Origin of the sequence: Pseudomonas sp. NPDC088429 (genome assembly GCF_044753305.1) — a bacterium.
Taxonomy (GTDB): Bacteria; Pseudomonadota; Gammaproteobacteria; order Pseudomonadales; family Pseudomonadaceae; genus Aquipseudomonas; species Aquipseudomonas rustica.
On sequence record NZ_JBIVMX010000032.1, the window covers coordinates 48,686 to 62,705 of the forward strand.

Sequence of the window (14,020 nt, forward strand, 5' to 3'; positions counted from 1 at the left end):
TCGCGGCCTTCGGCAGCTCCTACAGGGGGAACGTTTAGCGGTTGAGTAGGGCCAGACGCTGACGAATCGACGCTTCGATCCCGGCCTCATCCAGCCCACATTCCGCCAGCATTTGCGCAGGCTTGGCGTGTTCGACGTAGATATCCGGCAAGCCCAGATGCAGCATCGACTTGAGGATGTTCTCGCGGGCGAGGAACTCACTGACCGCGCCACCGGCGCCGCCCATGATCGCGTTCTCTTCGATGGTCACCAGCAACTCGTGGCTGCCGGCAATCTCGCGCACCAGTTCTTCATCCAGCGGTTTGACGAAACGCATATCGACCACGGTGGCGTCCAGCTTCTCGGCGACTTTCAGCGCTTCGGTCAGTTGCACGCCGAACACCAGCAGGGCGACTTTGTTGCCCTGACGGCGGACGATGCCCTTGCCGATTTCCACCGGTTCGAGATCTTTTTCGATGGTCGCATTCGGGCCGTTTCCGCGCGGATAACGCACCGCCGCCGGGCCGTTGTAGAGGTGACCGGTGGTGAGCATTTTGCGCAGTTCGTTTTCATCGCTCGGGGTCATGATGACCATGCCCGGGATGCAGCGCAGGTACGACAGGTCGAAGCTGCCAGCGTGGGTCGGGCCGTCTTCGCCAACCAGACCGGCACGGTCGATGGCGAACAGCACGTCGAGGTTCTGCACCGCAACGTCATGCACCAACTGGTCGTAACCACGCTGCAGGAACGTCGAGTAAATCGCCACCACCGGTTTCGCGCCTTCGCAGGCCATGCCGGCGGCGAACGTCACCGCGTGTTGCTCGGCAATCGCCACGTCGAAGTAGCGCAGCGGGAAGCGTTCGCTGAACGCCACCAGATCCGAGCCTTCCTTCATCGCCGGGGTGATCCCGACCAGGCGTGGATCCGCCGCCGCCATGTCGCACAGCCACTCGCCGAACACCGCCGAATACTTCGGCCCGCTGGCCTTCTTCGGCGCAGCGGCCGGAGCGTCCAGTGGTTCGAGTTTGGTGATGGCGTGGTAACCGATCGGGTCGACTTCCGCCGGAGCGAAGCCTTTGCCTTTTTTGGTGACGATGTGCAGGAACTGCGGGCCTTTGAGGTCACGCATGTTGCGCAGCGTGGCGATCAGGGTCGGCAGGTCGTGGCCGTCAATCGGGCCGATGTAGTTCCAGCCCAGCTCTTCGAACAGCGTGCCGGGAACCAGCATGCCCTTTGCGTATTCTTCGGTACGACGGGCGATTTCCCAGGCGCCGGGCAGGCGCGACAGGACTTTCTTGCTGCCTTCACGCATGCTCGCGTAAGTGCGGCTGGAAAGGATCTTCGCCAGATAATTGGACAGACCGCCGACGTTGCGCGAGATCGACATGTCGTTGTCGTTGAGGATCACCAACATGTTGGCGTTCACTTCCGGCGCGTGGTTCAGTGCCTCGAAGGCCATGCCGGCAGTCAACGCGCCGTCGCCGATCACCGCGATCGCCTTGCGATCACTGTTTTGCAGGCGGGCGGCAATCGCCATGCCCAGCGCTGCACTGATCGAGGTGCTGGAGTGGCCGACGCCAAAGGTGTCGTATTCGCTCTCGGCACGGCGCGGGAAGGCAGCGATGCCGTCCTTCTGACGCAGAGTGCCCATGCGCTCGCGACGACCGGTGAGGATCTTGTGCGGATAAGCCTGATGACCAACGTCCCACAGCAACCGGTCGTCCGGCGTGTCGAAGACGTAATGCAGCGCGATGGTCAGCTCGATCACGCCCAGGCCGGCACCGAAATGCCCACCGGTCTGACCGACCGTGTAGAGCAATTCCAGGCGCAACTCATCGGCCAGGGTTTCCAGCTCGGCTTCGCGTATCCGGCGCAGGGCGTCCGGCGGATTCGCGCGGTCGAGCAGGGGCGTGGTCGGGCGCTTGCGGGGAATCTCATGAAACGTCGTGGGCATCAGGCGAATCGTTATAGGTATAAAAGATGCGGCAGTTTACCTGATGCATCGCCCCCTGCCCACGCGTTGGTATTTTTTGGCTGCTCGGCGCTCAGTTGCGCCGCTCAACGATATACCGGGCCAGCTCACGCAAAGGCTCAGCCGCCGCGTCAAACGGTCGCAGCGCATGCAGAGCCTGATCGCGCAGTTCCAAGGCGTAGGCCTTGGCGGCGTCGAGGCCGAGCAATGCCGGGTAGGTTGGTTTGTCACGAGCGATGTCAGCGCCCTGGCGTTTGCCGAGGGTTTCGGTGTCGCTTTCGACGTCAAGGATGTCGTCCTGCACCTGAAACGCCAGGCCGATGGCTTGTGCATAAGTCTGCAGGGCGCGCAGTTCGTCTTTCTCGGCACGGCCGCTGGCCAGAGCGCCGAGTCTGACGCTGACTTCGATCAGCGCGCCGGTCTTGTGCCGGTGCATCTGTTCGAGGGCTTTTTGATCGAGCTTGAGGCCGACCGAGCCGAGGTCGATGGCCTGGCCGCCAACCATGCCCGCCGGGCCGGCAGCCTGCGCCAGCGCGGTGACCATTTGCAGACGGATATCGCTGCTGCAATCGCTCAGGCGCGGATCGAGCAGGGCGCTGAAGGCCAGACTCTGCAAACCGTCACCGGCAAGAATCGCGCAAGCTTCATCGAATTTTTTGTGGGTGGTCGGCTGGCCGCGGCGCAGATCGTCATCGTCCATCGCCGGCAAATCGTCGTGAACCAGCGAATAGGCGTGGATCAACTCAACCGCGCAAGCCGCGCCGTTGGCTTGCTCAGCCTTGCCGCCCAACGCTTCGCAGGCAGCATAAGCCAGCAGCGGACGCACGCGTTTGCCGCCGTTCATCACGCTGTAGCGCATGGCTTCATAAAGACGTGCCAGCTCTGGCAGCGGCGCATTGAACAGGGTTTCCAGTGCCGCATTGACGCGGTTCTGGCTGGTCGCCGTATACGCTGCAATCATTCTGGCTGTTCCGCGTCGAAGGGTTCCTCGGCGAGTTCGCCATCGCGCTCCAGCAGCACTTGCACCTTCTGCTCGGCCTGCGCCAGCGCTGCCTGGCAATCACGGGTCAGACCGATGCCCTGCTCGAAAGCGGTCAGCGAGTCTTCCAGCGACAATTCACCATTCTCCAGACGCTCGACCAATGCTTGCAGGTCGGCGAGGGACTGTTCGAAATCCAGTGCAGCTTTTTTGCGGGCCATGGCGGCGATTTCCGGTTGACGTTAAACCGGCGCGACACTAGCAGATAGGGGGGTTGTGGGCAAATGAGCAGGGCGATGCGCGCCAGAACAAATGATCCTTTGTGCAGGATAAAGATCCCCTCTGAATGAAAAGATCCCTTGTGAGAACAAAGATCCTTTGTGGCGAGGGGATTTATCCCCGTTCGGCTGCGCAGCAGTCGCAATCAATGCTGACTCGGTAGACCTGAAAATAGGTGCTCGTAACTTTTGGGGCTGCTGCGCAGCCCAACGGGGATAAATCCCCTCGCCACAGGGTTAGCGGTGATTTTGGAATGCAGAGGCTTATTCGGCTCATTTTGTGAGCCGAATAACTTTCCTAATCGGCTCACAACCTTCAAAAGGCCAGTTTCCTACAGCCATCGCACCTGTATCCGATTGTTAAAAAACCACCAAATGGCTAATCTTCGCGCCTTCTACGACCCGACAGTCACGGGTCTTTCAGACGAAACGCAGTTTCACCGCTGTGAAGTACCGAGGATCGGGTGCAAGGTTTCGTTCAGGCATGGCAGGAGGCATTACATGCGTTCACTTCTTTTGCTGTTTATCGGTCTGGCCTGCGCGCCAGTGCTGTGGGCCGCGCCGACTGCCGAACTGTCTGAACCGGTCGGTGGCTGGCGCTATCACGGCTTGCTCGATCGTACGGAAAACCCGCAAGTCGCCTACCCGACGCCGCCGATCGATCGCGGCATTCAGCGCAATCGCACGATGATCCAGGGTCAGCTCAAAGCCATCGGGCATCAGCGCCCGCCACACAGCCTTGCGGTAAATGGCAATCCACTGAATTTGTACACCGATGACCAGGGGCGTTTCGCCCGGCCGTATGCGTTCGGCGCGGGCTCCAACAGCGTCGAGGTGATGAGCGCCGAGGGCCAGTCGCTCAAGCGCGTGCAATTTTATGAAGCAAACAATTTGCGCACGCCGGCGCGAATTCGTCTTGTCTTGGGATGGGACGATCCGAAAGCCGAGCTCGATCTGCACATTGTCACGCCCGACGGTCAGCATGCGTTTTGGGCGCAGCCGGCGTTGAGCAATGGCGGCGGTCTCGACCCGGATGGTGTCGATGGCCCCGGCCCGGAAATGTTCACCATGACCGCGCCGTTGCATGGCACCTATCTGGTTTACGTCAACTATTGGGGCAACTTCGGCAACGGCGGCTATAACTTCGAGGAGACCAGCAATCAGAACGAGGTGATCACCTCGCAAATCACGCTGGTGCTCAACGAAAACACCGTCGACGAAAAACGCGAAACGTTCATCGTGCCCCTGCGGGCGATCGGTGATCTGCTGCTGGTAAAGACTTTCAACTATTAATAAGCATCCCGCTGCACGGATGAAATCGGGCTTTGAAAAGATGAGCGAAAACACTGTGACTTCGGCTGTCGACACGCCAGCGGCGAAACCTTCGCGGCGCTGGCCATTGCTGCTGGCCGGGTTGTGCCTGATGGCTGGCGTGGCGGGTGGTTTTGGCTGGCTGTTGCTCAAGCCCAAAGCGCCGCCGGCGGAATTGGCCAGTGACAAGCTCGGTCTGAGCCGTCCGGACGCGCTGCTTGAAACACATTCCCTGAGCCAGTTGCCCAAAGACTTGCTGACGGTGCCGTTCCTCAAAGCCACGCTCACCGAAGATTTCGTCTTCTATTACGAAACCCACGCCGATCGTCTCGGCCTGATCGGCAGCCTGCGCCGGATCATCTACGAGCATGATCTGAAGTTGCAGGACAGCCTGATCGAAGCGCTTTTCGATCAACCGGCCGACGTGGCGCTGTGGCGCGGGGCGGATGGTCGCCTCAAGGATTTCCTGTTGGTGATGGATCGCGGCGGTCTGGCGAAATTGCTCGAGCCGCTGGCGAAGGTCGCACTGGATGACACGCAACTCAGCCAGATTGCCGAAATCAAGGTTGGTGGCGACACCGTGCCGCTCTATCAGTTGACTTACAACGCGAGCAAAGCCCTGCTGTTCGCTTCTCACGGCGACAAACTGGTGGTGCTGTCCAACCCGGCCAAGTACTACGACCCGGAAAGCGGCGCCTCCGAAGAGTCGGGTCACGTTTCACCGCAGGCATTCGCGGCGCTGCTCAACGGTGAAAAACTGTTCCCCGAAGCCTTCGGTCTGCCAGCGAAAACACCGGAAACCAAACAGCGTCTGTCTGTCAATTCCAGCGTCCTCGCCATGGGTTATCAGCGTTTCATCCCGAACTTCGCCGGGCTGCGTTTCGACATGGACGACAAGGGCTGGCACAGCTACCTCGCGATGGATGAACTGGAAAACCAGCCGGACTTCGATTTCAAACCGGTCTGGCAGGCGATGCCGCTCGGTGCCAGTGCCTGCGTGACCTTGCCGGTCGCGGCCGAACCGCAAAAACCGCTGCTGGTAAAACTCGGTGCCGAAGAAGCCGTGGCGCAAACCCTCACCGAACATGTCGCGGGTGCAGCGGGCCTGTGCTGGTATGCCGATTCGCGTTTGTACACGCCGCTGTTGGTCGCCAGTCTGAAAGATGAAGACAGCGGCAAACTCGACGGCGACCTCGGCAAATTGTTCGGCTCGATGGTCGGCGCGTTTGAGTCCAATGTTGAAGAAAACGTGTTTCCGGTGGTCGAGAAACACGAAGGCCAGAACCACGTCTGGCAGCGTCAGGTCAGCTCCAACTTCGGCCCTTACGCAGCCAAAGATGCCGAGAACCCGGAGGCTATTTCCGGCAAGGCTTTCATGAAAGTCAGCCTCGCGCGCCACGGTTCGACGCTGCTCTTCTCCCTCGATGACAAACTTGTCGACAAGGCCCTCGGCACCCTCGACAAACGCTTCCCGCCGATGGCCGACGTGCTGCCCAAAGATGTGCTGATGCCGATCTACTTCGGCCCGGATTCGATGGCGCAACTGATGCAGCAGGAAACCCTCGACAGCCTGCCGCAGGACATGGAACCGGTGTTTTACAACGCCGCGCAAACCTACCTGATCCCGAAACTGCGCACCCTCGGCGGTTACGGCAAATACGCGCTGACCTTGCCCGAAGGCAGCGAGCCTGACGGCCACTGGCAATGGCTGCCGCTGGAGTGGAAAGCGCTGTGACGACACTGATCCGCAGTCTCGGCTTGCTCGCACTGTTACTCAGTGCGGGAGCCCGAGCCGTCGAAGCGCCGGCGCTCGATCCGGCACAGTCCCAAGTGTTTCGCGCCTGGTTCGTGCGCATCGCCCAGGAGCAACTGAGCCAAGGCCCGAGCCCGCGCTGGTATCAACAGGATTGCGCCGGGCTGGTGCGTTTCGCCGCCAACGAAGCGCTGAAAGTCCACGACGACAAATGGCTGCGCAGCAATGGCCTGTCCAATCGTTATCTGCCGCCGGAGCTGTCGCTGACCGATGACCAGCGCAAGCTCGCCCAGCAATGGCAGCAGGGTGGCGGCAAGGTCGGGCCTTACGTCAACGCGATCAAACTGATTCAGTTCAACAGCCATCTGGTCAGCCGCGACGTGTCGCAGGCGCGGCCGGGTGATTTGATGTTTTTCGATCAGGGCGACGACCAGCACCTGATGATCTGGATGGGCCGCTACATCGCCTATCACACCGGCACCACCACCCCGACTGACAACGGCATGCGTTCGGCAAGCCTGCAGCAACTCATGACATGGAAGGACACCCGATGGATACCCGACGCAGCCAACCCCAACTTCATCGGCGTCTATCGACTGAACTTTCTCTCCCAATGACCGGTGCCCGCATGTTGCGTTTCCTGCCCCTACTGTTGGTATTAGCCCTGCCTTTTTCGGCAGTGAATGCCGAAGATACCGTCGAGCCGAGCGGCTATACGCCGGTCTCCGGTGAAAGCTTTTTCCTGCTCGCCGACAGCAGTTTCGCCAGTGATGAACAGGCAATGGTTCGCCTCGAAGCGCCGGGCCGCGATTACCGTCGATTCCGCATGGAGCCGTATGGCGGCGCCGACATTCGTGTGTACCGCATCGACAAGCCGCTGGACTTCCTCAAGCGCCAAAAGAACCTGCATCGCGTGGTCAGCGACGGTCAGTTCAAGGGTGAAGGCCTGTCCAACACTCTCGCGTACCTGTGGGATAACTGGTACCGCAAATCCCGTCGGGTGATGCAGCGCGCGTTCTCTTATGAGTCGCGCAAACAGGTCACCGAAGAAGTGCCGGAACTGAAGATGGGCAACGCCATCGCCGCACCGACGCCGTACGACGCGCAGCCGCAATTTGCGTTGATTCCGGGTCTGCCGGTGGTCAGCCAGTTCCGCTATCCGTTGTGGCAGGCCAAGCCGATTCAGCCACCGGAAGGTGTGAATCTGGCGGGGTCTTCCAGTGATTTCGTCAGCGTCGCACCGGGCAACGTTTACATCCCGTTGGGCAATCTGAAGCCGGGTCTGTATCTGGTCGAAGCGCTGATCGGTAAATACCGCGCGACCACCATGGTGTTCGTCTCCAACACCGTCGCGGTGAGCAAGATTGCCGGCGACGAATTGCTGGTCTGGGCCGCGCGCAAACACGAAGGCAGCTCGGTGCCGAAGGTCAATGTGCTGTGGACTGACGGACTCGGCGTGATGAGCAGCGGCGCAACCGATGCCGATGGTTTGCTGCGCCTGAAACACGTCAGCCCTGAGCGCTCGTTCGTCATCGGCGAGGACGAAGAGGGCGGGGTGTTCGTCTCCGAAAACTTCTACTACGACAGCGAAATCTACGACACCAAACTCTATGCCTTCACCGACCGGCCGCTGTATCGCCCGGGTGATTGGGTGTCGTTGAAGATCGTTGGTCGTGAGTTCAAGAATGCGCGGGATTCGGTGTTGCCGGGGGCGGCGGATGTCAGCGTCGCGGTGCTGGATGCGACGGGCACCGAGTTGCAGCACCTCGATTTGAAACTCGATTCGAAGGCCGGCACTCAGGGCCGCTTCCAGTTGCCGGACAACGCGTTGGCGGGCGGTTACGAGATTCGTTTCAACTACAAGGATCAGGCCTACAGCAGCGCTTTCCGTGTAGCCGAGTACATCAAGCCGCACTTCGAGATTTCGCTGAACCTGGCCAAACAGGATTACCGCACCGGCGAACCGGTGAAGGGCAGTCTGGTGCTGCTGTACCCGGACGGCAAACCGGTGGCCAACGCCAAACTCACTCTGAGTCTGCGAGCCCAACAACTGTCGATGGTCGACAACGAGCTGCAATACCTCGGGCAATTCCCGGTGGAACTGACCAGCACCGAACTGACCACCGACAGCAAGGGCAACGCGACCCTCGACCTGCCGGCCGCCGACAAACCGAGCCGCTACATGCTCACCGTGTTTGCCAGCGATGGCGCGGCGTATCGGGTCAAGACCACCAAGGAAATCCTGATTGACCGTGGCGCCGCAAGCTTCCGCTTGAGCGCGCCGCAACGCTTCAGTGCGGTCGGCGACAAGGTTGCGTTCAGCTACGCCAACGAGGGCGGCAGCGAGCAGAGCAAAGCGGTGACGCCGAGCACTTATGGCTGGGTGCGTCTGGAAGACCAGAGCACGGGCGAAGGCAAACTCGCGGCGACGGACAAGGGCTTCAGTCTGGCCTTCGATCGTCCAGGCACTTACAACCTGACCTTGAAAGACCAACACGGTCGCGTGCTCGGTGCCACCGGGCATTCGGTTACTGGCGACGGCGTGAAAGCAGTGCCAGGCACCGTGGAAATCGTCCTCGACAAACCTGAGTACAAGGCTGGCGATGAAGCGCTGGCGCTGATTACTTTTCCGGAGCCAGTCAGCGATGCCTTGCTGTCGCTGGAGCGCGACAAGGTCGAAGCCACCGCGCTGCTGGCCAAGGGCGGTGATTGGCTGAAACTGGAAAAACTCAGCGACACCCAGTACCGCGCGCGCATCCCGGGGAAAGACAACTTCGCGCCGAACCTGACTTTCTCCGTGCTCTACACCAAGGGCGGTCAGTACAGCTTCCAGAATGCCGGGATCAAAGTGGTCGCGCCGCAAATCGACGTGGCGATCAGCACTGACAAACAGGTCTATCTGCCGGGCGACACCGTCACGGTTGACCTCACCACGCAGTTCGCCGGCAAAGCGGTGCCGGCGCATCTGACCGTCAGCGTCGTCGACGAAATGGTTTACGCGCTGCAACCGGAAGTCGCGCCGACCATCGACCAGTTCTTCTATCACCCGCGCCGCAACAACGTGCGCACCAGCGCCAGCCTGTCGTTCATCAGTTATGACGTCGCGCTGCCGGGCAGTCCGGGTGCGCCGGGCAAAGCCAACCGCAGCGAACGCGGAGTGAAAGTGCTGGAGCGTCCGCGTCGTGAAGACGTTGACACAGCCGCTTGGCAACCGGAGTTGTTGACCGGTGCCGACGGCAAAACCCGCTTCACCTTCAAGATGCCAGACTCGCTGACCCGCTGGCGCATCACCGCCCGAGCGATCGCCGACGACGGTCAGGTCGGGCAGAAGAAGCAGTTTGTGCGCTCGGAAAAACCGCTGTACCTGAAGTGGAGCGGCCCGAGCAAATTCCGCAAAGGTGATCAGCCACAGCTTGGTGTGTTCGCGTTCAGTCAGGCCGAGAAACCAGTGAAGGCTGAATTGGTCACTCACTACGCTGGCACCGAACAGCGTCTGCCGGTGACTTTGAACAACGGCATCAATTACCTGCCACTGCCAGGGTTCGCATTGGCTTCCGGCGAATGGACTGCGGAACTGGTGCAGGACGGTAAAACTGCTGATGCCTTGGCTGTACGCCTCAGCGCGACGGGTGATGGCTGGCAAGTGACGCAGACGCAAAGTCTCGACGTCGCCAGCGGCGATACACCGTTAAGCCTGCCAGCGGATGCCACCGATATTCGCCTGCGCCTGGATGACAGTCCGCAAGCGCTGTTCCGCTCGGCGCTCGATGATCTGCTCAGCTATCCGTACGGCGGCGTCGAACAAACGGCCAGCCGCTTGCTGCCGTTGAGCATCGCTTATCCATCGCTGGCGTCGAACCCGCAGATCCGCGATCGCTTGCGCCTGATCATGCAAAACAGCCGCCTGCGTCTGGTGCAAATGGCCGGGCCTTCGGCGAGTTTTACTTGGTGGGGCTACGACGGTGAGCCGGATGCGTTCCTCACCGCTTACGCCTATTACGCCGACTTCAACGCCAGCCAAGTGCTGGAACTGACCTTGCCGCCGGAGCACTGGCAGCGAGTGTTGGAGGTTTACGCCAAACAAGCGCCGAACACGCCGTTGCTGCAGCGCGCGTTGATTCTGTCGTTCGCCAAACAGATGCATCTGCCGGTGAATACGTTGCTGACAGGGTTGATGGAGGATCTGGCCAAGGCTGGTGAAGGCAATGCCGAAACCATGCTCGACGATGGCCAAAACAGTTTGGTGATGAGCGATCCGGATTCAGCGCTCGGTCTGGCGGCGGCGCGGGTGTTGACCGCAGCGTTGGCTGCGCAGTCGAAAGTGACCTTGCCGGAAGCCTTCAATCGTCAGGTGGGCGCTGCGCAACAGCGTCTGTCGGTCAGTTCGCAGCCATTTGCCGAAGCGCTGAATGTGTCGCTGCAACCGTTTGATCAGGCACGCGCGCAGGCTTTGTTGCAACGTCTGTTGCCGCAGCAATCGACCCTGGAGCGAGCGCTGGCGCTGACCTGGCTGCAACGCAGCATCGCTCAAGCCTCGCCGACCATCGCGCTGACGCCGGGTGAAGGCTGGAAGAAAAACTACGGTGCAACCGGTGAGATGTATTGGACATGGCAGGGCGCGACGCCGGTGCCAAGCGTATTGACGGTTTCCGGTACTCAGGAGCGTCCATTGCGCGCGGCGCTGAGCTTCCAGACTCAGCAACCGGCGGTCGATCCGATGGCCGTGACCATCACCCGTCGTCTGTCGCGACTGGTGCCGGGCGACGAAGCCTTCACCTTCAAACTGGAGCCGGTCGGCAGCAAGCCGTTGTCCAGCGACAGCCTGTATCTGGACGAAGTGATCCTCACCAGCAAAGCGCCGAAACCGCTGCGCTACGGCATGCTCGAAGTGCCGTTGCCGCCGGGTGCCGATGTCGAGCGTACGACGTGGGGCATCAAGTTGCAGGGTAAGGAAGGCACTGAGCCGACCGCGCTGGAGAAGGCGCGCTTCGAACCGGGACAACTGGCTTACGCGGTGCCGGTGGATGCGCTGAGCGGCGAGTTGCGTCTGCGTCATCTGGTGCGCTTCTCGCAGAAAGGCCAGTTCAACCTGCCGCCGGTGCGCTTCACCCAGATTTACGCGCCGCAGCATCAGGCCCAGGAAGCGAAAGCCGCGCTCGGTCAGGTCACGGTCAACTGACATGATCCGGTCGCTGCTGTGGCTGATGTTGTGTGTGATGCCTGCGCTGGCGACGGCGCAGGATGAGCCGCTGCGTCTGGCTTATAAAGGCGAGTTGTTGTCGCTGAATCACACGCAGTTGACTGCTCGCGAACCGTTGCCACCGACGCTGGACACGCCATTGGGCAGTCTGTGGAAGTTGTTCGTCTATGCGTGGCTGGTAGATACCGGCGCGCAGGAACCGGCATATGAATGTCGCGGGCAGTCGAAGGAAGAGGTTTATTGCTGCACGGCGGGCGGCAAGATCGAACGTGATCAGGCGTTGGTGAAATCTTGCGGGTTGTATTTCGAGCCTTCGCGGTTGGGGATCGCGGCTGGGGATTGGCGTGCTTATTGGCAGGCGCGGCAGGCGCCGTCGTGGTTGCTGGATTTGCCATCGGTGCAGCCTGCTCAGCGCGTTTCCGTTGTCGAGTTACTTAAGGTGTTGGCAACTTTGCCTGCACAGGATCAGGCGCGGCGGGTGCTGCTCGATGTACTGCTTAATGCAGCGGACGGCAATGTCGTCGGTGAACTGGGCGGGCGTTTACGGGTGAAAACCTGGAGTTGGCTCGGCGATCGGGATCCCCAGTCACGGCAGGGTGGATTTGCGGGGTGGACGGCTGACGGCTCGCCGATCTGGGCGGGCGGGCGCGGCACCAGTCAGATGGTCTTGCGTCATTACGCGCAAGCGCTGTCGACGGTGTTGCCAATTACATGGCCGGCGGAAGCGGGGCGCTGTGTAGAAGTCGGCCTGTTTTCGAAATATCCGGTTTCGAGGGTTTTGGCGGGGAAGCGTATCGCGGCATCGGGTTCATTAAAGGGCGACTACCGTGTCGAGTTCGCCAACGGCAACGCGTTGGATATCCACAGCGACGGCGAACTGTTTCTGCTCAACGACAAACTCGTCGCCCGCGTGGATCGCGAAGAATACGTCGCCCGAGTCCTCGAGCGCGAAGCCAAAGCCGACCCCGCCGAAGCTGCCAAAGCACTTGCCGTCGCCATTCGCACCTATCTATTGCAGAACGCGACGCGCAATGGCGATTGCCTGAGCATTGATGACAGCAGCAATCGGCAGCGAGTCGCGCCGCGTCCGGCCTCCGCCGAATCGCGCAACATTGCCGCGTGGACAGCCGATCTGGTGTTGGCCGGCAGCACCGTCACTTATCACTCGGATCAGCCCGGCCCGGACAAACTCTCTTGGCAGCAGGCTGTCGAGCAGGCGAATGCGGGGCAACGATATGACGCGATTTTGCTGCACGCCTATCCGCGCGCCAGCCTCAGCCGTTGGGATAACCCGATTGCTTCTTGCCAAGCATTGCCCGCCGCACAGGACTGGCTGCAAAAACAGCGTCGAGGCTGGCGGCCAAAACTGGACAGCGAAACCGGCTACAACGAAGTCAGCACATTTGCCGTGTGCAAACTCGCGTTCGGACGACCTTACGTCGACCGCGAACGCCAGCGCATTTATGTGCGCGGCGTGCTGACCTTGCAGGATCGCCTCGATCTGACTCACGAATATCTGCACCTGGCCTTTGAAGCACACCCCAATGGCCAGGATGAAACCTACATCGAAGGGCTCGCCCGTCACCTTTTGCTGGAATAGACCATGACACTCCGTTATCCACAGGTCTTGCTGCTGCTCTGTGCCTTTAATGTGCTGCCCGTGGCCATGGCTGCCGACAGCGTCAAACTCGACACGCCGGTCGGTGGCTGGCGCAGCGGCACGCCCGAAGGCGAGGGCGAAAGTTTTCGTCAGACCGTCAACTACCCGGCCTCGTCAGTGAACACGCCGGTTGGCCAGGCCAAGACCGCGCGCATCAGTGGCGAGATCAAAGCCACGCCGAAGAGTAACGAGCCGGGTCGATTGATTGTCAACGGTGTGAGCATGCCGTTGAAGATCGACGAATCCGGACGCTTTGACCGACCGTTCTCCTTCCCCAATGGCAGCAACAGTGTCGAAGTGCGCAGCCCCGACGGACAACAACGCCATCGCACGCAGTTTCTCAACACCAGCGGCGGCGCGACCCCGGCCAAGCTTCGCGTTTTATTGGCATGGGACAGCGACGGTACCGACCTCGACCTGCATCTGGTGACGCCCGATGGCGCGCACATCTGGTACGGCCATCGCGTCGCGCCAAACGGTGCAGCGCTTGATGTCGACGTCACCACTGGTTACGGCCCGGAAATCTTCGCCATGCCGGCACCGATCAAGGGTCAGTATCTGGTTTACGTGAATTATTACGGCGGTGGCTATCGTGGAGATGAAGAGGGAGGGGATGACGCGGTGCAGCCGTTAACCACGGCGCAGGTAACGGTGATTACCGAAGAGGGAACACCGAGCGAGAAGATGGAGACGTTCCTTATCCCGATGCGCGCGGTGGGAGAGTTGACACTGGTTAAGTCGTTTAGCTATCCGTGAGGCTCAGGTACAGCGATCGCAGCTTATATATAGAAGAGCAGGGCAACGAAGGCCGACCCCTTGGGGTCGGCCTTCGTGTTTGCGGGCTTTTTTGACCAATGTGACAGAAATATGAAAATAGACGTTGACGGC

Annotated in this window: 9 protein-coding genes; 6 read left to right on the forward strand and 3 right to left on the reverse strand. The window is 60.6% G+C overall.

Going from position 1 to position 14,020, the window contains the following annotated elements; all coding sequences use genetic code 11:
- Positions 1–34: 34 nt before the first annotated feature.
- The 3 genes from dxs to ACIP66_RS17190 form a co-directional block, all read right to left on the reverse strand.
- A complete protein-coding gene (dxs, locus tag ACIP66_RS17180) occupies positions 35–1,933 on the reverse strand; it encodes a 1-deoxy-D-xylulose-5-phosphate synthase (protein ID WP_400649356.1) in 1,899 nt (632 codons plus the stop codon).
- A 91-nt stretch (positions 1,934–2,024) separates the two neighbouring features.
- Complete coding sequence (gene ispA, locus ACIP66_RS17185) at positions 2,025–2,912, reverse strand: (2E,6E)-farnesyl diphosphate synthase (protein ID WP_400649358.1); 888 nt, start codon at positions 2,910–2,912, stop codon at positions 2,025–2,027.
- Positions 2,909–3,151 carry an exodeoxyribonuclease VII small subunit gene (locus tag ACIP66_RS17190; protein WP_159815451.1) on the reverse strand — a complete coding sequence of 81 codons (243 nt, stop codon included), beginning with the start codon at positions 3,149–3,151 and terminating at the stop codon, positions 2,909–2,911. Before ACIP66_RS17190 ends, ispA begins: the two co-directional genes overlap by 4 nt.
- Positions 3,152–3,709: 558 nt before the next feature.
- Here ACIP66_RS17190 and ACIP66_RS17195 point away from each other — a divergent pair.
- From ACIP66_RS17195 to ACIP66_RS17220, 6 genes are read left to right on the forward strand one after another with little or no spacing between them, the layout of a single operon-like run.
- Positions 3,710–4,501, forward strand: a complete 792-nt coding sequence (locus ACIP66_RS17195; protein WP_400649360.1) for a YfaP family protein — start codon at positions 3,710–3,712, stop codon at positions 4,499–4,501.
- 40 nt (positions 4,502–4,541) lie between these two features.
- Complete coding sequence (locus tag ACIP66_RS17200) at positions 4,542–6,254, forward strand: DUF2138 domain-containing protein (RefSeq protein ID WP_400649362.1); 1,713 nt, start codon at positions 4,542–4,544, stop codon at positions 6,252–6,254.
- On the forward strand, positions 6,224–6,889 hold the full coding sequence (locus ACIP66_RS17205; protein WP_178124219.1) for a DUF1175 domain-containing protein: 666 nt from the start codon (positions 6,224–6,226) through the stop codon (positions 6,887–6,889). The genes ACIP66_RS17200 and ACIP66_RS17205 overlap by 31 nt, the downstream gene beginning before the upstream one ends.
- The gene (locus ACIP66_RS17210; RefSeq protein ID WP_400649365.1) at positions 6,886–11,451 is read left to right on the forward strand and encodes an alpha-2-macroglobulin family protein; all 4,566 of its coding nucleotides are present in this window, start codon (positions 6,886–6,888) and stop codon (positions 11,449–11,451) included. Before ACIP66_RS17205 ends, ACIP66_RS17210 begins: the two co-directional genes overlap by 4 nt.
- A 1-nt stretch (position 11,452) precedes the next feature.
- Complete coding sequence (locus ACIP66_RS17215; RefSeq protein ID WP_400649368.1) at positions 11,453–13,072, forward strand: DUF2300 domain-containing protein; 1,620 nt, start codon at positions 11,453–11,455, stop codon at positions 13,070–13,072.
- Between the two features lie 3 nt (positions 13,073–13,075).
- Positions 13,076–13,888 carry a YfaP family protein gene (locus tag ACIP66_RS17220; RefSeq protein WP_400649371.1) on the forward strand — a complete coding sequence of 271 codons (813 nt, stop codon included), beginning with the start codon at positions 13,076–13,078 and terminating at the stop codon, positions 13,886–13,888.
- Positions 13,889–14,020 lie beyond the last annotated feature (132 nt).